The following is a 20941-nucleotide window of genomic DNA, read 5'->3' as shown; positions in this document are numbered from 1 at the left end:
TTTAGAGAATGGTTAATGAGAGACCTGAACTTCCACCACCTCTACTACTTCTGGATGGTGGCCAAAGAGGGGCACCTGACGCGGGTGGCGAAGCAACTGCATGTCTCCCAGTCCGCCCTGTCCTCGCAGATTCGACAGTTGCAGGACCAGCTGGGCCATGAGCTGTTCACCCGGGAAGGCCGGGTACTCAAGCTCACCGAAATCGGCCATGTGGTGCTGGAATATGCGGAAAGTATCTTCAACCTGGGCAGTGAGCTGCTGTCGCTCACGGAAAGCAGGGATTTTCTGCAACTGCGCAGGTTACGTGTGGGCTCCGTGGCGACCCTGTCGCGGAATTTCCAGGAAAACTTCCTGCGCCCCATCATCAGTGAGCCGGAAATCCGGCTGGAGATACGCTCTGCGACCCTGGAAGAACTGCTTGAGCTGCTTCGCATGCACAAGCTTGATGTGATTCTCTCTAACCGCGCTGTAGTGTCGGATTCGTCGGCAACCCTGCAGTGTCAGAAAATTGCGGAACAACGGGTCTGTATTGTCGGCCCGCCCGGTGCGGCGGCAAGGAAGTTCCAGTTCCCGCAGGATCTGGCCTCAGCCAGATTGTTATTGCCGGGCCCGAGTAGCGAAATCAGAAGCCAGTTCGATCTGCTGATGGGGCAGCTGGGGGTCAAGGTGGATGTGGGGGCCGAGGTGGATGATATGGCGATGTTGCGGCTGCTGGCGCGGGATTCCGGGGCGCTTGCCCTGGTGCCGGAAGTGGTTGTGCAGGATGAGCTGCATAACGGCACCCTGGAAACCTACTGGGTGCTGGAGGATATCGTGGAGCATTTCTATGCGATCACGGCCGAGCGCCATTTTGAGTTGCTGCCCTTGAAAGCCTTGCTGGAAAAATCCCGTGGCGATGTCGCCTGACCGTGTTCGCTGCAAGTGTCCCGTGACCGGGGAAAACTCAAGTCGAACGCCGCTGCTTGGCCAGTTTCTCCAGCCACATCAGCGTGTCCACCTGGGTGACCAGATGATCCAGGTAGGCCGGGGAAAGATCGCGCAGGGTTTCCAGGGCGCGGCTGACCAGGCGATGGGAATTGAGCGGGCCGGCGTCGCTGGGGGTCTGGTGAATGGCCTGCTCGATGCGCTGACGCTTCCGCTGGCTGTGCTGTTTGGCGCGCACCTGGCGCAGGGCTTTCAGTTCCCGGGGGCGGCCGTCCGTCACCGGTGCGCTGGGCGTTTCCACCCCGTGGCTGGCCAGCACGCGCTGTTCCTGCTGTCGTAACAGGGCAATGACCGGGTCGCTGTCCGGCTCTTCCTCTTGGGCGTCCTGGCTGCTTGTATAGCTTTCCTGCAGGGCCGTGAAAGCCGATGGGGCCTGTGAGGTTTGACGGCTGCGAAGATGCCGCAGCAGGGCTTTCAGATCGCCTTGTTCCCGCAGAGCCGCAAAGCTGTCGGTCAGCCCATGCTCTGCCAGCTGCGCATCCAGCTGGGCCCCTTCGCGCTGAAAGTCCTCCTGAAAACCTGTCAGTGACGCGCGCAACCGCGCAAGCGGCGAGGGGCTCACCCGTGCCAGTTTCGCCAGGCGTTCGCTCTGGGCTTCCAGATAGCGGAAGCGGGCCGGGGCATAGCGGTGGGCGCCCTGTTCGCGCAGGGCCGCCAGCTGCTGGTGAATGGCACTGAGCGCGGTATCAGCCATTGCTGTCGGTTCCCTGTGCCTGTTGCTGGGCGGTCCGGGCCGCGGCGCCCTGGCGGGGCACGGTGGTCAACTCCACGCGACGGTTCTGGGCCCGGGTGGTATCGCTGTCGTTGGGCACCACCGGCTGGTGGGGGCCGAAGGCGGCGGCGAACACCTGGTCGGCGGGCATACCCTGGTTGATCAGGGTGCGCGTGACCGTGAGTGCCCGCTGGGCGGACAGGCCCCAGTTATCCTGGTAACGGCGGTTGCCACGCTGGATCGGCAGGTCATCGGTGAAGCCGCTGACCATCAGCAATTCATCGTGCTGATCCAGAAAGACCTGCAACGGTTTGGCCAGATCGCGCAGCAACTCCTCCCCCTCGGGTTGGAGCTGGTCCGAGTTGAGCTGGAACAGCACGCTGCCACTGATACCGATACGGCCGTCGCGGAAGGTGACCCGGCCACTGGCCAGGGGATCGGCCAGGGCCTCTTCCAGGGCCTGGCGGCGCTGCTCCTCGGCCACCCGCCGGGCCTTTTCCTCTTCCAGGGACTGGCTCAGTTCCAGCTGGATGCCGATGACCCACACCAGCACCAGCACCAGAATGCCCACCAGGGCGGCCATCAGATCGGAAAAGATGGCCCAGACCGGCGAGCTGTCGCTGTCGTGAAGATCGTCCATCAGTTGACCTCGCTGGCCGGGCGTTCTTCGCTCTGGGCCACATTCTTGCCGGCGCCGTTGAGTGTGCCCAGGGCATCAATCACTTCCTTCTGGGACGCCATGCTCAGCTCAATCACCTCACGGGCCTGCTCCACGTAGTAGTTGAGCTGTTCATCGGCCCGGGCAGAGGATTGCTCCAGGCGGCTTTCCACCTGTTGCAGGTTATCCAGCAGCTTGTCGTTGGCCTCGCTGAATACCTGCACGGCGGTGGCAAAGGCATCACTGAGGCTGGCCACCTCGGCGGCGCTGCCGGACACATCACCGGCCACCTGGTCGAGCTGTTCGCTCTGGGCGCTGACCTGCTGGGCGAAGGTGTCGCTGACCTGGGTGAGGGTGTCGCTGGCGGCGGTGATCAGGGTTTCGATGGCCTCGCGCTGGGCGCCGGCGGCATCGCGCTGGCTGCTGAGCAGGGTGTCCAGCTCGGCCATGATGCGGCGGCGTTCTTCCAGCAGCTCGTTGTCCCGTTCGCTGCTGCGGGTCATCTCTTCGCGCAGGCGGCTGATCACTTCTGCGGCGGCCTTCGGGGTCTCCGAGGCGGTCTCGATCAGTCGGGTCATGGGCGCTTCCAGGGCGGTGCCCAGGCGACCCAGGTGTTCGCTGACGGTGCCTTCCAGTTGTGCCAGACGCTCGCTGGCGGCCTCACTGCGGCCCGCTTCCGCATCCCGCAGGGCAACAAGCTCCTCGCGCACGGTGGCCACCAGGGTATCGATACCGGATTTCTGGCCGTCCAGCAGGCCGGCGGCGCTGGTCTGGAACTGCTGGTTGTGCTCGCTCAGGGCGCTGCGCAGTTCGCTGATCAGGGTGGCGCCTGATGCCTGCTGGGCGTCGATGCCGTCGCGCCACTGGGCGGCGGCTTGCTCGCTGACCGCCCGGAACTGGCCGGTGATGGCGGTGAGCTGTTCTTCACTGGTACGGGCCAGCTGCTGCTGGGTGTCGCGCACTTCCTGCAGCAGGCTGTGGCCGGTGTCTTTCTGTTCGGCCAGGCCTTGCTGCCATTGTTGCAGGGCCTGCTCACTGGCACTGCGGAATTGCTCGGCGATGGCTGCCAATTGCTGTTCGCTGGCGTTACCCAGTTCCGCCTGGGTGCTGCGAACCTGCTCCAGCAGCTGGCTGCTGTTGTCACGGAACTGGTCGTGGTGGGCGGCCAGGGAGGTGCTGATATCGCTGACCAGGCGGGCGCTGGTCTGCTGATGCTGATCGAGCCCCTGCTGCCAGTGTTGGGCGGCGGCTTCGGTGGTCTCGCGGAAGCGCTCGGTGAGGGTGGCGAGCTGCTTCTCGGTAATTGCGTTGAGCCGTTCGTGGGTGCCCTGTACCTGCTGGCTGAGGCCGGCGAGGGACTGCTCCATGATCGGCTGGATGTTTTCCACCGCCAGGCGGCTGCTGTCCGCCAGGGTTTCCTTGAGGGACTGGCTGACCGACTCCGCCAGGGTGCGGTACTGGTCGGTGAGGGTGTGATGAAAATCCTGCTGGTTACGGGTCAGGGAGTCGCTGAGCTGTTCGCCCATCTGTTCCATGCGTCCGGTGAGCCCCTGCAGGGCGCTGACCAGTTCCGGGAAGATGCGTGACTGGTCCTGCAGGGCGCTATAGGCGGACTGGCGCTGGTGATCCAGGGAGAAGGCATGCAGCTCCAGGTCCACCCGGTCGTCCAGCTTGCGGGACACGGCCATGCGGTCGCGGCGGCACAGGGCGGCGCTGAGACCGAGCATGGCGGAGGCGGCCACACCGGCAATAGAGGTGCCGAAGGCCAGACTGAGCCCGGCGATGGGGGCGGCCAGGGCGCTGCGGATGGCGGTCAGTTCGCTGCTGCCGTCCAGGGCGGTGGCGGCCCCTTGCAGCGTGACGATCATGCCCACGAAGGTACCCAGCAGCCCGAGCATGACCAGCAGGCCGGTCAGGTAGGGAGTGAGCTGGGGGCCGGGCAGCGGCGCCGGGTGGCCGTCGATGCGACGCTGCACCGCGTGGCGCAGGCTGCCGGGCAGGGCCTTGAGCCAGTGGTTCAGGCCGTCGCGGCTGTCGGGCAGATCCTCCAGTTGCCGGTCCAGGGTGGCGGTGGTGCGGCGAAAGCGCAGCAGTTCGGCAAAGCCCAGGGTGTAGGCGGCGGCGATGATCAGGGTCACGGTCAGGGCCACCGGGTTACTCAGAAAGGTGGCGGCGATCCAGACCACGGCGATGGCGCCGAGCAGAAAGGGGACAGCAAAAAGAAAGCGTCTCATACGGTCTTGCTTACCTCGTTATTGATGGACTGGGTGTCCGTCGCGTCAGCGGCGAGGGCATCCAGCAGGCCGAGTACCGGTTCCTGGCGGGCATCCAGCTCGGCGAGTAACAACAGTTGCAGTTCGCGCCGGAACTGACCCAGCCAGCCTTGCGGGCTGAGCCAGTCCTGGGCGGTGTGAAAGGGATCACGGGTATCCCACAGGGTGCGATAACGTTTTTCCAGGAAGCCGGGCAGGGCGCCAAAACAGTGACGGACATAGCCGGCCATACTTTGTTCAAACACCGCGTCCAGTTCCGCCAGCCGGGCCATGGCGTCACTGTGACTGCCAAGCAGCCGGCGGGCCCGCTGGCGCAGGTTGCTGAGCCCGGCGATCATCTGCCGTTGGTGGGCCTGGTAGAAACGTTCGTAGGCGCCGAAGGTGGGGCGCTTGTCGGCCGGGGCATCGTCCCTGAGCGGTGGCAGCGGAATCACCGAGGCGGCCTTTTCCCCGGCGAAACTGCGGCTCAGATGGGCCAGCAGGGTGTCGCGGGTTTTCAGCAGGTCCGCCTGCAGTCGCTCGGTGGCGTCCGGTCTGGCGTCGAACGGGCCCTTGGGGCGGTACTGGTTGGCCCCGTCCAGGGCGATGGCATCGGACAGATCGAACAGTCGCCCCAGACGCTCGGCAAAATCCCCATGGCTGGCCCGGGCGGCCTTGCGGTCCAGCTGGGCCAGCAGCGCCACCAGGCGGCTGCCGGCGGGACCGGATTGGGAGGATGTGTGCGTCCTATGCATACTCTTGGTTATCCATGCTGCAGGGTATACGCGAGCGAGCCGGCCATTCTAATCGGGAAAGGGCGGGGATGATAATGCGTCTGTCGGTTGCGCGCTGCTGGCGGCAGCGGGGACAGGGTGGTGAAATGGGTTCAGAAGGCGTTGACGGTGTTTCTGGAAACCGGGTCCGGGATTGAGCGGACTCGGGCTGGTAGTGGGTGGCGTACTGGGCGTACTGGAGGAAGCGAGATTGTGAGCGAGATGGGGAATCTGACCTTGATGGCGGACTATAACCGCTGGATGAACGAGCAGCTCTATGCCCTGGCAGCGCCCTTGGGCGAGGTGGCATTACGTGAGGATCGCGGTGCCTTTTTCGGCTCCCTGTTCGGGACGTTCAGCCACATTCTGGTGGCGGATATCATCTGGCTGAAGCGGTTTGCCCGGCATCCGGGGTGTGGTGCTGGCCTGGCATCGCTGGATAGGGTTGCCTGGCCGGAGGCCCTGGACGCTCAGCCCTGCGCGGATTTTGCGGCGCTCCGGGAGCGGCGCGGCGAACTGGATGCGCTGATTGCCGGCTGGGTGCCGGGGCTGACCCCGGCGGACCTGGATCAGGCGCTGGCCTACACGAATATGAAGGGGGAGCCGGGGCATCGCCGTTTTGGCAGCCTGCTGCTGCATTTTTTCAATCACCAGACGCATCACCGGGGGCAGATCACCACGCTGCTGAGCCAGGCCGGGGTAGCGGTCGGGGTGACGGATCTGCTGGTGCGGATCCCGGATCAGGATTAGCCATGCTGCATTGCGATGATCACGATTACCTGGAAATTGCCTGTACGTTTCGTCTGCCGGTCCGGCTGCTGTTGAAGGAGGGAGGCAGCCTGGAAGGTGTTGCACAGGATACCGGTTATACCCCTGACAGGCAGGAGTGTCTGTTGCTGGAGGTGGACGGTGAGCGCCAGCCTGTGATCATGGCGCAGATCAAAACGCTGATTGCCCTGCAGGATAATCCGCATTTTTCTGTGGTGGAGCTGGGATGACCCTGTCGCTTTGCCGGTTTGCCCTGGCATTCATCTGGATCTATCAGGGCATTGTTCCAAAATGGCTGGGGCCTCACGACGATGAGCTGACCATGAACCAGGTGTTGGGTGCCAGCCACGAACAGGCGGTGTGGATTGCCTATGGCGGCGGGGCACTGGAGGTAGGGTTGGGGCTGGCAATACTGGTGTGGTGGCGCCGCCGCTGGCCGTATCAGTTGTCGGCACTGGGTATCGGCCTGCTGTCCGTGTTCGTATTGTGGCTGGCGCCGCAGTTTCTGTTGGCTGCGTTCAATGCGGCGACGGTGAATGCGGCGATTCTGGCGTTGTCGATGATCGCACTGGTGGAACTAAGACGCTCTTGAAAAGGCGTGTCTGGTTGTGGAAAGGAGGCAGAAGGCCGTCGCTGATTCTGCGGCCTTTCGCCCACCTAAATCTGCGACTCGATGGGTAGCAGTGACAGCAACCAGACGCGAAAGCGTTGCCAGCCGGAGGTTTCCGGATCGCGGTCCAGGGTGATGGGGGTGCCGTCATCGGTGGCCTGCCATTGCAGCTGCTGTTCTTCATCCAGCGACAGTTGCCAGGCGGAATCGCTGGCCACCCAGCGATCAAACAGGTCGCTGAGTTGCTGATTGAGAGACGGGCTCTCAATCAGCAGACCCACCTCGGTATTCTGTATCAGCGAGCGGCCATCCAGATTCACCGAGCCAATGAAGCTGCGGTCATCATCAATCACCAGTGTCTTGGCATGAAGGCTGGCGCGGGACTCACCATGAAACCAGCGCATGCGCTGGGGCTGTCCGGCTTCCGCGCGCAATTCCCACAGTTCCACACCATGTTCCAGTAACGGCCGCCGATAGCGGGAATAGCCGCTGTGCACGATGGCCACATCCGTGGTGCTGAGGGAGTTGGTCAGGATACGCACGTCCACCCCGTCCGCCTCCTTGTCGGCAAACAGGGCCACCCCCCGTTTGCCCGGCACAAAATAGGCCGAGCTGATCAGCAGGCGGTTACTGGCGCTGTTGAGGATTCGCTTGAGGTCGTTCAGCAGGTACTGGTCGCGGGGGATGTCGGCTTGCGGGAGCACCTTTTCCGGAGGATCGGCATACAAGGTCGCCAGCCCCCAATCCAGCGGGATCTGACCGGCAATCAGTTGCCGGCCCAGGCTGGAGCCGCGCAGGGCATCGACAAACTCGCTGTCCTGCTGCTCCGCCAGAAAACCGCGCAGAAATTCCCGCAGCGCCTCCAGTGACATGTCCGCGTCGTCCGCATCCAGCACCCGGTCCACGGTCAGGGTGGCCCGGCTGTTCCAGTAGTCATCGAAACTTTGGGTGCCATCGCGCACGATGGGGCCGGCGGCGAGGACATCCACGTCCTGAAAATCCACCAGGGTGTTGGAAAAATATTCATCGGCCAGGTTGCGCCCGCCGGCAATCATCACCAGCGAGTCGGCCAGCATCAGCTTGTTGTGCATGCGGTGATTGGAGCGGCTGAAGGTGGCGGCCATTTCCATCAACCGCAGTGGGCCCTGTCGTGTCTTGACCGGGTTGAACAGGCGGATCTCGATGTTGGGGTGGCTATGCAGTATCGCAACCAGGGGGTTGTCCACCCGCGTGCCCAGATCATCGACCAGTAATCGCACCCTCACTCCCCGGTCCGCCGCTTCCAGTAACCGGCTGATGATGATTTTCCCGGTGGTGTCGTTACTGAAAATGTAATACTGCAAATCCAGTGAGGTCTGGGCCTGCTCGATCATGGCGACGCGGGCCACAAAGGCAGAGAGGCCATCATCGAGCAGATAGAAACCGGATTGCGCGTCGTTCTCGCGGTCTTTCAACGCTGCCTGTCCGGCGTCTGTCAGCGGGGTGTGGGCCGGTGGGGCCAGGGAATAGCTGGCCGTGCGCTCGCCGGGATCAAAACTGGCGCAGCCCTGGGCGAGGAGGACACTGACAATCAGGACTGCCCAAAGGGGGACGGGGTTACCATGGAACATGCGCGTGGCCCTGTTGCTTGCTAGTCGTCTTGATCGTTCTTGTCATCCATGTTCCGGGATGCCGTGCGGGCATCTTCCAGGGCAGCAAACTGTTCCGAAATCAGTGAGCCTACTTCCTGATTGACCTTGCGGATGGTGTCGTACACCAGGCCGATGGTCTTGCGTTGTTTTTCTTTCAGGCTGCCGGCCTGTTCTTCAAACAGGCCCAGTTTTTCCAGTGCGTCAAAGGGGAGCCCGGCGATATGCTGGTGCACCTCTTCCACGGTGGTGGCGCCGTCCTCGATGGCTTCCTGAATCATGTCCTTGAGCAGTTCTGCTCGTTCAACGGTTTTCTTCATTTCCTGAGTGACCTGTTGATGAAATCATTCATTGCAATGTAACGGAAACCCCCGGCTACAGCCACAATTGCGGGTTGTGACTGACCGATTGTCAGACGTAATAAACGGTTACAGGGCATTGCCTTGACCACCGTCGAGAAATGGGGCCAATCTGGACGCGGATTCATCGCAATCATGCAGAGACTTCCAAGGAGCCGCACCATGGAAAATGCCAAGCAGATGCTTGCCGACATCAAGGGCAAGCTGGATGAACTGGAAACGGAGCTGGAGCAATTGGAGGCTCGGGGCGTGGGCGCTAACGGCGATGCGGGTATCGAAGCGGAACGTCACCAGTTGGCGTTGCAGGATGTGCTCACGGATTTGCAGCAGCGAATTGATGAGTACCATGAGCTGGCTGACATGGATGCTGATGGCCAGGGCAACTGGCAGCAGCTGGACCGTGATCTGAAGGATCTGAATAACGATCTGTATGGCGCCAACTGACTGTCGACCAGGCGCATCCGCCATGTTGGCTCTGTCATGACCAGGGTGGCGCCACTTTTCTCTCTTGCCCGGTGTTTGCCATGACCGGGCTGAGTCTCCGTGCGGAAACCCCGGCGGATATTCCTGCCATTACCGCGTTGATCAACGCGGCCTTTGCCAATGTGACGCACAGCGATCAGCGCGAAGCCCAGATCGTTGATCTGCTACGCCAAGAGGATGCCCTGGTGGTGTCGTTGGTCGCGGTGCGCGATGGCGACCTCCTGGGTCATGTGGCGGCATCCCCGGTGACACTGTCCGACGGTAGCCGCCGCTGGTTCGGCATTGGTCCGGTGTCGGTCCTGCCGGACTGTCAGGGAGAGGGAATCGGCTCGGCACTGATGCAGGCGGCCATCGCGGCGTTGCGAGAGCAGGGGGCCGCCGGCTGTGTGTTACTGGGGGACCCGTCCTGGTATCTGCGCTTCGGCTTTGTGGCCACACCGTTGCTGCGCCTGCCCGGGGTACCGGCAGAATATTTCCAGGCGTTGCTGCTGGACGGGGACTGGCCGGATGCCCGGGTGCATTACCATCCGGCGTTTGCCGGCTGATTTCCCGGGTTACCTGACCAGCAGTTGTCCCAGCCCCAGCACGGCAATGAAACCGATGCTGTAGGCCACCAGCAGATACAGGAAATAGCGCAGATAGCTGACAAAGGTCAGTGCTTCCACCTTGCTCATGGCGATCACCCCGGCGGCGGAGCCGATGATCAGCAGAGAGCCGCCCACGCCCACCGAGTAGGTCAGCGACAACCATTCCGGCAGGGTCATCTCGATACCGGAATTAAGCAGTGCTGCGGTGAGCGGCACGTTATCGAACAGAGCCGAGGCGATTCCCACCAGGAAGTTGGCGGCCACCGGCGGCATAAGATCATACAGGGCCGGGAAGTAGGCCAGCATGCCCAGTTCCTTGAGCATGCCCACCAGCAGCAAGACCCCGAGAAAGAACAGCAGGGTGTCGAATTCGATCTTGCGGATATATTCCAGTACCGGTTCATCCTTGTTCAGGAACTGCACCACCAGGAACATCAGCGACAGACCAAACAGGAAGCACAGTACCGGCGGAATGCCGAACGCCACATTGGCGCCAATGGTGCCGAGGATGGTGGCAAAGAACAGCACGGCAATGACCTTGTCACCCCGGTCGATTGTGCTTTCCTGTTTCTGAATCACGACCTCACCGTTGAGCCCCAGTGACAGCATGCCGGCCAGCACGGCCACAGCGCCGGCCGCGGGCAGGCTGAGCAGTAGCAGATCGGGGATTTCCACCTTGTCGGCCAGGAAGATCATCAGCGTAGTGACATCGCCGGTGATCAGGGCGGTGCCCCCGGCATTCACGGAGAACACCACCAGCACCACATAGCGCAGCAGCTTTTCCGCCGGCAGCTTCAGGTTCATCAATACCGCAATACACACCAGGGTGGCGGTGATGTTGTCGGCCAGGGACGAAAACAGGAAAGCGAACAGGCCGGTGAGCAGCATCAACTTGCGTTCACTGATATGGGTAGGCAGCAGACGGTTGACGATACTGTCGATGATGCCCTTGCCGGACAGATAGGCCACAAAGGTCATGGCGGCCATCAGGAACAGCCACAGGGTGGCAATATCCAGCAGATTCTCGTCCAGCCTTTCCATCAGGGCTTCGTGGCTCAGGTGTGCTGGCGGAGCGATGAAAAACAGTAACCAGGCCAGGGAGCCGAAGAATAATGTGGTCTTGGCCTTGTCGATGTGGACCATGTCTTCGACGACAATGGACAGAAAACCCAGTGCAACCAAAATCAGTAAAACGGTGCTCATGACGGCTATCTCGCAGGACAGGAAGTGGCGGGCGGCGGTATTCTAGGTCTTTTGTGAACCGGGTTCATCATCCAATTCCGTGTTTATCCACTGTGAACGCATCCGGGATGCAAAAAAATCCCCATGAAATGGCAAATTTGCGCCTTGCCCCTTTAAATTAATGAGAATAGTTCGCATTATTGTAGGCTGATAGCTTCGGGCGCCCCTGTGACGGGTGTCTTTTCACTTGCCGTTTCACGATTTTAGAGGAATTCCATGCTGTCCCGTGTCTCTATCGGGGGCCTGTTGCTGGCCTCTCTGCTGCTCTCTGCCTGCAGTGATGAACCTGCTGCCACTTCGACACCGGCTTACGACGAGGCCCGTGCCCGGCTGGTGATCGACCACTACGCCGACATGGCGCTGGCGGCCTACAGCGATGCGCTGAGCGAGGCCCGCGAACTGCGCGAGCACATCGATACCCTGCTGGCGCAGCCCAGTGAAGAGACCCTGGCCGCTGCCCGTCAGGCCTGGCGTGATGCCCGGGTGCCCTATATGCAGACCGAGGTATTCCGGTTTGGCAATTCGGTGGTGGACGAATGGGAGGGCCAGGTAAATGCCTGGCCGCTGGATGAAGGCCTGATCGATTACGTGGCCGACGATTACCAGGCGGTGATGGGTAACCCGGGTGCCCGCGCCAATATCATTGCCAGCCAGTCGTTGAAAATCGGCGAACAGCAAATGGACCTGAGTGAACTGACCCCGGAGCTGCTCGCCAGTCTGAATGAGCTGGGTGGTTCGGAAGCCAACGTGGCCACCGGCTATCATGCCATCGAGTTTTTGCTCTGGGGGCAGGACTTGAATGGCACCGGCCCGGGTGCGGGTGAGCGTCCTGCCACGGATTTTGCCACCGGCGACAGTGCCACCGGCGGACACAACGCCCGTCGTCGTCAGTATCTTGAGGTGGTTACCGATCTGTTGATTGCGGATCTGGAAGCCATGGTGGCTGAGTGGCAACCGGAACAGGATAACTACCGGGCCGAATTGGCGGCGGGCAGTGTGGAAGACGGTCTGCGCAAGATGCTGTTCGGCATGGGCAGCCTGTCCCTGGGTGAGTTGGCCGGCGAACGCATGAAGGTGGCATTGGCCGCCCATTCGCCGGAAGACGAACATGATTGTTTCAGCGACAACACCCACTTTTCCCATTTTTATAACGGCAAGGGGATCGAGAATGTCTACCTGGGTGAGTACCAGCGGGTGAACGGCGAGACCCTCAGTGGCCCGTCGCTGAGTGAGCTGGTTGCCGCCAGTGAGCCCCAATTGGACCAGGCGTTGAAGACGGACCTGGATGCCAGTGAAGCGGCCTTGCAGACGCTGGTGGACAGTGCCGCCAAGGGTGTCCACTTTGATCAGTTGATCGCCCCGGGCAATGCCGAAGGTGCCGCCACCGTTAACCATGCCATCGATGCCCTGGTGGTACAGACCGCCAGTATCGAGAAAGCGGCTCTGGTACTGGGTATCCAGGCCCTGAACCCGGACACCGCAAACCACAGTTTCTGAAAACCATGCTTTTCGGATCTGCTAACATAGCGCCGCCTCCGGGCGGCGTCGTGGAACCCCATGGGCCGTTGCGTCGTTACCGACGTCCTGCCCTATCCAGAGAGAAGGATGCCTGTCACTTGCGCTATCTCATGCTGACAATGACCCTGGCCACCCTGCTGGCTGGCTGCGATCAGGGCCCGACGTTCACGGAAGCGGAGCCCGGTGAGCACCTGTCTGCCGGTGAAGGCACGGTGACCAAGACGGACCAGAATGCGTTTTCCCTGCCATTGGCCAACCTGCCGCCGTCCCGTCGGCTGGATTTCAGTGTCGGCAACAGTTTTTTCCGTAATCCCTGGGTGATCGCGCCGGCTTCCACGGATGCCCGGGATGGGCTGGGCCCCCTGTTCAATACCAATGCCTGCCAGAATTGCCACATCAAGGATGGCCGTGGTCACCCGCCGGCAGCCGATGCCAAACAGGCGGTATCCATGCTGGTCAGGCTGTCGGTGCCCGCCGCTGCCGATGACGATCTGACCCGCAGTGGTCTGGTGCCTGAGCCCAACTATGGTGGCCAGTTCCAGGATGCGGCGATCCCCGGTGTGGAGCCGGAAGGGCGGGTGCGGGTCACCTACGAATTCGAGACGGTCACCTTTGCCGATGGCCACCAGGTGGAACTGCGCAAGCCGCGTCTGGACTTTTCCAACCTGGCTTATGGCGACATGCATCCTGCTACTCTCTTTTCGGCACGGATTGCACCACCCGTGATCGGGCTCGGATTTCTGGAGGCGATACCGGAAGCGGATCTGTTGGCCTATGCCGATCCCGATGACGAGGATGGCGATGGCATCAGTGGTCGTGCCAATCGGGTGTGGGATCGCGCTGCGGGTACCACGGCCATGGGCCGCTTCGGCTGGAAAGCCGGTCAGCCCAGCCTGCGTCAGCAGAATGCGGAAGCCTTTGCCAACGATATGGGGCTGAACAGTCATCTGGTGCCCACGGATTCCTGCGCTCCCAGCCAGGCCGACTGTCTGGCCATGCCTAACGGCGGAGAGGTAGAGGTCAGCGACAGCATCATGGACAGCGTGCTGTTCTATACCCGCAATCTGGCCGTACCGGCCCGCCGCAATGTGGATGCCCCCCAGGTCCTCAAAGGCAAGTCGTTATTCCACCAGGCCAATTGCCAGGGCTGCCATGTGCCCAGCTTCACCACCGGCAACGATGCCGCGGAACCGGAGTTGGCCAACCAGACTGTCCGTCCCTATACCGATCTGTTGCTCCATGACATGGGGCCGGGTCTGGCGGATGGCCGTCCTGAGTTCCTGGCTAACGGTCAGGAGTGGCGCACACCGCCGCTGTGGGGCATTGGTCTCACTGAAGCGGTGAATGGCCATACCCAGTTCCTTCACGATGGTCGTGCCCGCAATCTGATGGAAGCGATTCTCTGGCACGATGGCGAGGCCGCCGCTTCCCGGGACAAGGTGCTTACCTTCGATGCCGAGCAGCGTGCGGCCCTGCTGGCCTTCCTGAATTCCCTGTAGCCCATTCGCTGTGATGCCGAGGTTTCCCATGCAACGCCTTATTCTGCTGATCACCACCCTGGCACTGGCCGCCTGCAGCGATCCCCGTCAGGAGGTCACGGCGCAGCTGGCGGACCAGGTGTTGCTGCCGGCGCACCAGCAATGGCTCCGCAGCAATGAGGCGTTGCTGGAAACGACCCGGGCTGGCTGTGCCGGCGAACTGGCGCTGGCAGAGATCGAGCAAGCTTTCCACCAGACCCAGTCCGCCTGGTCCCGTCTGCAACCGTTGATGGTGGGCCCGTTGTCCGAAGGCAATCGCAGCTGGCAAGTCCAGTTCTGGCCGGACAAGCGCAATATGGTGGCCCGCCAGACCGAGTCCCTGCTGGATGAAGCGCCAGAGCTGGATCAGCAACAGCTGGATGACGCCAGTGTGGTGGTGCAGGGGCTTACCGCTTTCGAATATGTGCTCTTCGATGAGCAGGTTGCTATCCGCGAGCGTTGGGATCGCTACTGCCCGTTGCTTGTGGGCATTGCTCGCCATCAGCAGGCCCTGTCTGCGGAAGTGGTTACCCTGTGGCAGCAGCCGGAGGGAATGCTTGAGCAGCTTACGACGTTCCCCAATGGGCGCTATGCCAATGCGGATGAGGCGCTGGGTGGCATCCTCCGTGTGCAGATTACGGCGGTGGATACCCTGAAGAAGAAGCTGGGGACGCCGATGGGGCGGCTCAACCGCGGGGTGCCGCAGCCCTACCAGGCGGAAGCCTGGCGCAGCCGTCGTTCCACAGAGAACCTGATTGCCTCTCTGCAAGGGGCACAAGCGGTGTGGGAACGGGTCCGCTCCCTGGTCGGGGATGCGCAGCTGGTGGCTGACATTGATGAGGCCTACCAGCGGGTTCACGATCAACTGGATGCCCTGCCGGCGCCCCTGATGGAGATCGTGCAGGATCCGGACAGCCAGGCACAGCTGCAGTCGCTGTATCAGGACCTGGATACGCTGGAAACGCTGCAGCAAAGCGACCTGGCCCGGGACCTGGGTATTCAGCTCGGTTTCAATGCCAACGACGGCGACTAGATTTCTACGAAGCCGCGCAGGAGCACCGCTTGAGGTGCGAACCGCGTCAGCGGAAATCGTCCGCAGGGCGATCAGGTGTTTCAGAGCCAGATGAGGCCAGCCGGAAATCATTGCAGTAAACAGGCATTCCTACCGCTGCGCTGGCGCGCGGTTCGCACCTCAAGCGGCTGTATTCGCTACGCTCACCCTGCGGGCCGACTTACAGTCGTTACTACGCTACGCTTCGTTCCTACAGCGGGATTTAGCTAGGCTTGTGGAGAGACGTTATGCGGCTGACGCGACGACAATTACTGGGTATCGGCACCGCTCTGGCCGGCACCGCTGCCCTGGGAGGTTGGGCTCTGTGGCGTGGCCAAGGCCAGTCTCCACTACTATTGTCTGCCCGGAATGATGCTGCCGGGCAGCATTATGCCGTCGGTTATTTTCTTGATGGTCGTCGCGCTTTTGCTACCCCTGTCGCGGAGCGCTGCCACGACATCTGTCGCCACCCCTTGCTGCCCCTTGCCCTGTTTGTTGGCCGCCGCCCGTCCCGGGAAAGTTATCTGGTGGACCTGCGTGACGGTACTCTGCTACAGACCCTGCGCAGTCAGCCGGACCGCCACTTCTACGGCCATGGAGTGTTCCACCACAGTGGTCAGTGGCTCTACACCACGGAGAACGATACGGGCGAGCCGGGGCGGGGAGTACTGGGGCGTTATCGTCTGGAAAACGGCAAGCAGCTGATCCATGACGGCGAGGTCTCCACCCATGGCGTTGGCCCGCATCAGCTGGCCTGGCTGCCGGACGGTGAATCCCTGGTCATCGGCAATGGCGGTATACGGACGGAAGGGGGCAGCCGTGAGGAAATGAACCTGGATGCCATGGCGCCGAGTCTGGTGATCATGGATCGCCACGGTGAAAGGCTCAGCAAGGAAACCCTGCCGCAACAGCAGAACAGTATTCGCCATCTGGCCGTGGCCAGTGACGGCACCGTGATTACCGGTCAGCAATACCATGGTCCGGCCTGGGACAGCGTGCCATTGCTGGCCATCAAGCGCCCCGGTCAGCCCTACCAGCCGTTCCCGGTCAGCAACCGCCAATTGGCAATGATGAAACAGTACACCGCCAGCATTGCCATCCATAGCGAGAAGCGACTGGTGGCCATGACGGCGCCGCGGGGCAATCGTTTCTTTATCTGGCATCTGGATTCCGCCGCCACCGTGGTGGATGTCCCCATGGCTGACTGCGCAGGCGTGGGTGCGGTGCCTGAGGGGTTTGCGGTCACATCAGGACAAGGAAAATGCCGTTTCTTCGACTGCTCGGGCAGTGCCGTGAAAAGCCATTGGTTGGATCTGCCTGACGGCTGGTGGGATAACCATCTCTGGTTGGGGTGAGTCGTTTCTTCAGCAAACCAGAGATCGCCAGGGCGGGTGGGGAGTCGAGTGCTTCGCTTTGCGAGCAAAGCTCCAACAGCGGGTTTCCGGCCAGCTTCCGGGGCCTGTTGGAGCCTGGCTCGCAAGGCGAGCTTCTATCATCTGTATCAGTCGTGCCAGTTGGATACCTTGCCGGAGCAGACCCAGTCCTTGGAGCCTTTTTCCACCCCGATCCAGTTATAGCTGTAGCGGCCATTGGCGTTACTGGTGGACCAGCTCTTGGTGTTACCGGCTGAAATACCGGACGCGCCGCAGTCTTCCGAGCCGTTATTGCGCTCATTGCAGAAGCGGGCATAAATCCGGTTGTTGCAGGTATTGCGGAAGGTAACGGTGAAGCGGCCTTCAGTGTACTGGCTCCATTTGGTGTCATGCACCACCATGCAGGGGCCGCCACGGCTGTTACGGCCATCCCAGCAGGTGTCTTCATCCAGGCTGGAGTAGTAGTCCGCAATGGCAAACTGTGAGGCGAGCAGTGTGGCAATGCCAAGAGTCCATTTCATGATCTTCCCCTTTTCTGTTCATCATTTGATCCCGGCGTGTCGTTACCGGGCGTCATCGTTCCCCCTTCATTGTAGAAACTGGCCAGAAATGGGCTTCCCCCATATGGGGTAAACGTGAAAAAACGTCAGTGGTCGCCCCGGCATTCCTGGTGATCGCTGAGCACCTCGATGACCCGGCATTCCCCTGCATGCCCCTGCTCGCACTCGTCAATCATTCGATCCAGTTCGTTACGTAATGCGGTGAGAGAGAGGATGCGGGCCTGCACGGCGGCCCGGTGACGGCGGGCGATGCTGTCCGCGTGGCCATGCTGCTCGCTCATGGCCAGCAGTTCGCGAATATCATCCAGGGTAAAACCCAGTTCCCGGCTGTGGCGGATGAATTGCAGTCGTTCCCGGTGTTTGCGGTGATAGCGTCGCTGTCCACCTTCGCTGCGGGCAGGTTCAGGCATCAGGCCGATCTTTTCGTAATAGCGGATGGTTTCCACCTTGCAGCCAGTGGCCTGGCTCAGGGTGCCGATGGAAAAAAGCGTACTCATTCTGCCTCCGGGGCTTGAACCTGTAGTCACTACAGCTTTTTTAATGATGGCATGACCGACGGGATTCAAGGAAATCCCGCTGAGGAAAAGGCAATACAGGCGCGTGCGGGTCTGCGATGGGGTTTCTGGAGGCCAGGTCCAGGCCATGCCGATTATGAATTTGCGTGAACTGATGGAGACATGAGTCATGGGCTGTTGTGATACCGATATCCGTTCCACCCCGGCACCGGCCTATCGCCGGGTGTTATGGGTGGTGCTGCTGATCAATGCCGTGATGTTTGTGGTGGAGGCGACCTCCGGGGTGCTGGCGGATTCCCGTGCCCTGCAGGCGGATGCCCTGGATTTTCTGGGGGATACGGCCACCTACGGGCTGACTCTGTGGGCACTGGGCCAGTCCCTGGCCTGGCGGGTGCGGGCAGCTCGTATCAAGGGCGTTTCCCTGCTGATCATGGGGTTGGTGGTACTGGCGAACAGTGTCTGGGCCTTGCTCCAGGGGAATGCGCCCCAGGGCCAGATGATGATGGGGGTCGCCGGGTTGGCACTGGCCGCCAACGTGGTCAGCGCCTTGCTGCTGATGCGTTACCGGCAGGGGGATGCCAATATTCGCTCGGTTTGGCTGTGCTCTCGTAACGATGCCATCGCCAACCTGGCGGTACTGCTGTCCGGGGCGTGGGTAGTCTGGCAGGGCAGTCGCTGGCCGGACCTCCTGGTGGCATTGGCCATTGCCGGACTGTTTACCCACAGTGCCGTCTCCATTTTGCGTCAGGCGAACCAGGAGCGGGAACCGGATCACTGCGGGAGTTGATGCCATGATTCAACTGACATTTACCAGTGATCTACCCGTGGACCGCAGCCGCCTGTGGCGGGCAGTCACCGCCATGGACGGTATCAACGATGAAATGCGTCCCTGGTTGAGCATGGGCGCGCCGCCGGGGGTTCGGGATCTTCAAGCGGTGGCGCTGACACCGGGCAAGCCCCTGTTCCGCAGCCCGTTGAAGCTGTTCGGTCTGTTGCCGGTGGGCCACTCCGAGTTGACCCTGTTGTCGCTGACTCCGCAGGAAGGCTTCGTGGAAGCGTCCCCCATGACCGGTATGCGCAGCTGGCGCCACCATCGCCGCTTGGCGGACAGTGACACGGGCTGTACGCTGCAGGACATTCTGGAATTTGAACCGCGGGTTTTCCCGCGTACCACGGGCGCGCTGGTGGCATTTTTCTTTCGCCACCGTCACCGCCGCCTGCGTCGTCGTTATCGCTGAGTCGCTATGGATTTCAAACAGGAAGACCTGAAAGCCCTGATCGAACGCACCATGCCGTTCGGAAAATACCAGGGCCGGGTGCTGATCGATCTGCCCGAACCCTATCTGCTGTGGTTCGCCGACAAGGGATTTCCCAATGGCGAGCTGGGCCGGCTGATGGCACTGGCGCTGATGCTGAAGATGGATGGCACCGAGAAGTTGCTGGAGCCGTTACGACAAAGCCATGGATAGCGCCGCCTTTCGTCATTAGTCTTGGTACTTCAGAGAGACGCAAGGAACCTATCATGAGCCAGCTGCAACCGCTTTCCGATACCCTCTGGCACGTCGCCATCCCCCATGCCTTCATGGGCCTCCATGTGGGGACTCGCATGACCGTCGTGAAGCTGTCCAGCGGCGGGTTGTTGTTGCACTCGCCGGTGCCGGTGGACGAGGATCTGGCGGCAGAACTGGCGGCGTTGGGGGAGGTGACACATATCGTTTGCCCCAATCTGTTCCATCATGTTTTTGCCGCTGAGGTAAAGCAGCGTTACCCGAAAGCGCTTCTGCATGGCCCGGCCAAACTGGCCGGCAAGCGCAAGGATCTGAAGCTGGATGCGGTGCTCTCGGAAACCCCGCACCCGGATTGGGGAGAGGATTTCGAGCTGGTCTTTATTGAAGGCTCCATGCTGCAGGAGACGGTGTTTTACCATTCCGCCAGCCGTACCCTGATCGCCGCCGACCTGATCGAAAACTTCCGCCAGTGTGACCATGGCTTCACCCGCTGGTATCTGAAACTGGGCGGCCTGTGGCAAAAGCCGGGTTGGCATCCGGTCCTGCGGTTGGTCTACCTGAACCGTCGCAAGGCCCGCGCCAGTATCACCCGTATCCTGGAATGGCCCTTTGAAAAGCTCAGCCTGGCCCATGGCGAGGTGATTACCGAAAATGCCCGCAACCAGGCCCGCCATGGGCTGGAGTGGTTGTTCTAGGGGTCGGAGTCAGTCCGGCCCGCCACCATTCCTGTCCTCCTGTTTAACCTGGGATTGTCTGTGCTGCCCCTCGTTTATCACCCCAACTACAGCTTTCCCTTTCCCGGCGAACACCGTTTCCCCATGGAAAAATTCGGTCTGCTGCACGGGCATTTGCGGGCGGCGGGAATTGCCTGTGGCGACAATGAATTTCGCCCGGGAAGAGCCAAGGCGGCCCTGCTTGGCCAGGCCCATTGTCCCCGATATGTGTCGGATATCGTTGCCGGTACCCTGGACCCGAAAGCCCAGCGTCGCCTGGGGCTGCCGTGGAGTGAGGGGCTGGTAAAACGCACCTGTATCGCGCCCATGGGCACCCTGCTTACCGCCCAGCTGGCCCTGAAACAGGGATTGGCCTGTCATCTGGCGGGGGGCACCCATCATGCCCATTACGATTTCGGTTCCGGTTTCTGCATCTTCAATGACTTGGCCTTTTCGGCGAAGCAACTCCTGGCCAGTGGGGCGGTGGAGCGACTGCTGATTTTCGATTGCGATGTCCATCAGGGTGATGGCACCGCCGCCATGCTTGCCGATGAGCCACGAGCGGTTACCTGTTCCATCCATTGCGAAAAAAACTTTCCGGTGCGCAAGCAGAAAAGCGATCTGGATGTGGGATTGCCGTTGGGCATGAGTGACCGGGATTACTTGGACACGGTGTTCGAAACGCTGGAATCCCTGCTGGACACGGTGCGTCCGCAACTGGTGCTGTATGATGCCGGGGTGGATATTTTCGAGCATGACCCGCTGGGACGACTGTGTATTTCCGAGCAGGGTATCGCCGACCGTGATCGCGGTGTGATCGAGCGCTGCCGCCGCCGGGAAATCCCGGTGGCCACGGTGATCGGTGGCGGCTACGATGATGACCGGGTCGCGCTGGCACGGCGGCATGCCATCGTCGTCGAAGCCAGCTACGAGTTCGCGACAAGGTCGTTGTAGAAGCGTCGCTGGCGGTACGATAAAACACGTAAATCAAAGGCGATTTCACCACCGAGTGCACAGAGATCACTGAGGAAAAGAATCGGTATTCTCGGTGTGCTCTTTGCACCCTGTGGTGACAACGTTTTTATCCTGGTCAGGAATCGCGCCGCCAGCGACGCTCCTACGCAAGCGTT

The 20941-nt window shown here is 61.4% G+C and carries 24 protein-coding genes; 15 read left to right on the top strand and 9 right to left on the bottom strand.

Features of this window, described 5'->3' with window-relative positions; translation table 11 throughout:
* Positions 1–15: 15 nt before the first annotated feature.
* Positions 16–906 (top strand): LysR substrate-binding domain-containing protein, encoded by an 891-nt coding sequence (locus A3714_RS15075; protein ID WP_063508398.1) that lies wholly within the window; start codon positions 16–18, stop codon positions 904–906.
* 37 nt (positions 907–943) lie between these two features.
* Here the strand turns inward: A3714_RS15075 and A3714_RS15070 are convergent, their stop codons facing one another.
* From A3714_RS15070 to A3714_RS15055, 4 genes are read right to left on the bottom strand one after another with little or no spacing between them, the layout of a single operon-like run.
* Positions 944–1678 (bottom strand): DUF2894 domain-containing protein, encoded by a 735-nt coding sequence (locus A3714_RS15070; RefSeq protein ID WP_062815356.1) that lies wholly within the window; start codon positions 1676–1678, stop codon positions 944–946.
* Complete coding sequence (locus A3714_RS15065; RefSeq protein ID WP_062815357.1) at positions 1671–2336, bottom strand: OmpA family protein; 666 nt, start codon at positions 2334–2336, stop codon at positions 1671–1673. Before A3714_RS15065 ends, A3714_RS15070 begins: the two co-directional genes overlap by 8 nt.
* Positions 2336–4588, bottom strand: coding sequence for a DUF802 domain-containing protein (locus tag A3714_RS15060; protein ID WP_063508399.1), 2253 nt, complete (start codon positions 4586–4588; stop codon positions 2336–2338). The genes A3714_RS15065 and A3714_RS15060 overlap by 1 nt, the downstream gene beginning before the upstream one ends.
* The gene (locus A3714_RS15055) at positions 4585–5361 is read right to left on the bottom strand and encodes a DUF3348 family protein (RefSeq protein ID WP_063508400.1); all 777 of its coding nucleotides are present in this window, start codon (positions 5359–5361) and stop codon (positions 4585–4587) included. Before A3714_RS15055 ends, A3714_RS15060 begins: the two co-directional genes overlap by 4 nt.
* Before the next feature lie 240 nt (positions 5362–5601).
* On the opposite strand from A3714_RS15055, the gene A3714_RS15050 reads away from it, so the two are divergent.
* The 3 genes from A3714_RS15050 to A3714_RS15040 are packed head-to-tail and all read left to right on the top strand — an operon-like array spanning position 5602 to position 6739.
* On the top strand, positions 5602–6129 hold the full coding sequence (locus A3714_RS15050) for a DinB family protein (protein WP_063508401.1): 528 nt from the start codon (positions 5602–5604) through the stop codon (positions 6127–6129).
* Between the two features lie 2 nt (positions 6130–6131).
* On the top strand, positions 6132–6377 hold the full coding sequence (locus A3714_RS15045; protein ID WP_063508402.1) for a Rho-binding antiterminator: 246 nt from the start codon (positions 6132–6134) through the stop codon (positions 6375–6377).
* The gene (locus A3714_RS15040) at positions 6374–6739 is read left to right on the top strand and encodes a DoxX-like family protein (RefSeq protein WP_063508403.1); all 366 of its coding nucleotides are present in this window, start codon (positions 6374–6376) and stop codon (positions 6737–6739) included. The genes A3714_RS15045 and A3714_RS15040 overlap by 4 nt, the downstream gene beginning before the upstream one ends.
* A gap of 65 nt (positions 6740–6804) precedes the next feature.
* Here the strand turns inward: A3714_RS15040 and A3714_RS15035 are convergent, their stop codons facing one another.
* Together A3714_RS15035 and A3714_RS15030 are read right to left on the bottom strand one after the other, a co-directional pair.
* Positions 6805–8367, bottom strand: a complete 1563-nt coding sequence (locus tag A3714_RS15035; protein ID WP_063508404.1) for a phospholipase D family protein — start codon at positions 8365–8367, stop codon at positions 6805–6807.
* A gap of 20 nt (positions 8368–8387) precedes the next feature.
* Complete coding sequence (locus A3714_RS15030; protein WP_063508405.1) at positions 8388–8705, bottom strand: hypothetical protein; 318 nt, start codon at positions 8703–8705, stop codon at positions 8388–8390.
* A gap of 201 nt (positions 8706–8906) precedes the next feature.
* On the opposite strand from A3714_RS15030, the gene A3714_RS15025 reads away from it, so the two are divergent.
* Both A3714_RS15025 and A3714_RS15020 read left to right on the top strand, forming a co-directional pair.
* Positions 8907–9188 carry a hypothetical protein gene (locus A3714_RS15025; protein ID WP_103917106.1) on the top strand — a complete coding sequence of 94 codons (282 nt, stop codon included), beginning with the start codon at positions 8907–8909 and terminating at the stop codon, positions 9186–9188.
* An 80-nt stretch (positions 9189–9268) separates the two neighbouring features.
* Entirely contained in the window at positions 9269–9772 is a 504-nt protein-coding gene (locus tag A3714_RS15020; protein ID WP_063508407.1) for a GNAT family N-acetyltransferase, read from the top strand.
* Positions 9773–9781: 9 nt separating this feature from the next.
* Here A3714_RS15020 and nhaD read toward each other — a convergent pair whose 3' ends face one another.
* Positions 9782–11017, bottom strand: a complete 1236-nt coding sequence (gene nhaD, locus A3714_RS15015; RefSeq protein ID WP_063508408.1) for a sodium:proton antiporter NhaD — start codon at positions 11015–11017, stop codon at positions 9782–9784.
* A 255-nt stretch (positions 11018–11272) separates the two neighbouring features.
* Here nhaD and A3714_RS15010 point away from each other — a divergent pair, with 255 nt between their 5' ends.
* The 4 genes from A3714_RS15010 (at position 11273) to A3714_RS14995 (ending at position 16497) form a co-directional block, all read left to right on the top strand.
* A complete protein-coding gene (locus tag A3714_RS15010; RefSeq protein WP_063508409.1) occupies positions 11273–12553 on the top strand; it encodes an imelysin family protein in 1281 nt (426 codons plus the stop codon).
* Between the two features lie 131 nt (positions 12554–12684).
* A complete protein-coding gene (locus A3714_RS15005; protein ID WP_369798842.1) occupies positions 12685–14073 on the top strand; it encodes a di-heme oxidoredictase family protein in 1389 nt (462 codons plus the stop codon).
* Between the two features lie 28 nt (positions 14074–14101).
* On the top strand, positions 14102–15124 hold the full coding sequence (locus A3714_RS15000) for an imelysin family protein (protein ID WP_063508410.1): 1023 nt from the start codon (positions 14102–14104) through the stop codon (positions 15122–15124).
* Between the two features lie 266 nt (positions 15125–15390).
* Positions 15391–16497: a DUF1513 domain-containing protein gene (locus A3714_RS14995; RefSeq protein ID WP_197463429.1), complete on the top strand. Its 1107-nt coding sequence runs from the start codon at positions 15391–15393 to the stop codon at positions 16495–16497.
* 146 nt (positions 16498–16643) lie between these two features.
* Here A3714_RS14995 and A3714_RS14990 read toward each other — a convergent pair whose 3' ends face one another.
* Both A3714_RS14990 and A3714_RS14985 read right to left on the bottom strand, forming a co-directional pair.
* A complete protein-coding gene (locus A3714_RS14990; protein WP_062815372.1) occupies positions 16644–17036 on the bottom strand; it encodes a hypothetical protein in 393 nt (130 codons plus the stop codon).
* A 125-nt stretch (positions 17037–17161) separates the two neighbouring features.
* Entirely contained in the window at positions 17162–17572 is a 411-nt protein-coding gene (locus A3714_RS14985) for a helix-turn-helix domain-containing protein (protein WP_062815373.1), read from the bottom strand.
* A 187-nt stretch (positions 17573–17759) separates the two neighbouring features.
* Here A3714_RS14985 and A3714_RS14980 point away from each other — a divergent pair, with 187 nt between their 5' ends.
* Genes A3714_RS14980 through A3714_RS14960 form a run of 5 tightly spaced genes read left to right on the top strand, consistent with a single transcriptional unit; the run spans position 17760 to position 20765 of the window.
* The gene (locus A3714_RS14980; RefSeq protein ID WP_063508411.1) at positions 17760–18377 is read left to right on the top strand and encodes a cation transporter; all 618 of its coding nucleotides are present in this window, start codon (positions 17760–17762) and stop codon (positions 18375–18377) included.
* Between the two features lie 4 nt (positions 18378–18381).
* A complete protein-coding gene (locus A3714_RS14975; RefSeq protein ID WP_063508412.1) occupies positions 18382–18828 on the top strand; it encodes a hypothetical protein in 447 nt (148 codons plus the stop codon).
* Positions 18829–18834: 6 nt separating this feature from the next.
* The gene (locus tag A3714_RS14970) at positions 18835–19059 is read left to right on the top strand and encodes a DUF3820 family protein (RefSeq protein WP_062815376.1); all 225 of its coding nucleotides are present in this window, start codon (positions 18835–18837) and stop codon (positions 19057–19059) included.
* A gap of 53 nt (positions 19060–19112) precedes the next feature.
* Positions 19113–19793 carry a DUF4336 domain-containing protein gene (locus A3714_RS14965; protein WP_063508413.1) on the top strand — a complete coding sequence of 227 codons (681 nt, stop codon included), beginning with the start codon at positions 19113–19115 and terminating at the stop codon, positions 19791–19793.
* A 60-nt stretch (positions 19794–19853) separates the two neighbouring features.
* Positions 19854–20765: a histone deacetylase gene (locus A3714_RS14960; protein WP_063508414.1), complete on the top strand. Its 912-nt coding sequence runs from the start codon at positions 19854–19856 to the stop codon at positions 20763–20765.
* The last annotated feature ends 176 nt before the right edge of the window (positions 20766–20941 follow it).

It is taken from the genome of Alcanivorax sp. HI0007, from assembly GCF_001635525.1.
Lineage (GTDB): Bacteria > Pseudomonadota > Gammaproteobacteria > Pseudomonadales > Alcanivoracaceae > Alcanivorax.
This window is presented reverse-complemented; position numbering and strand designations above follow the sequence as displayed.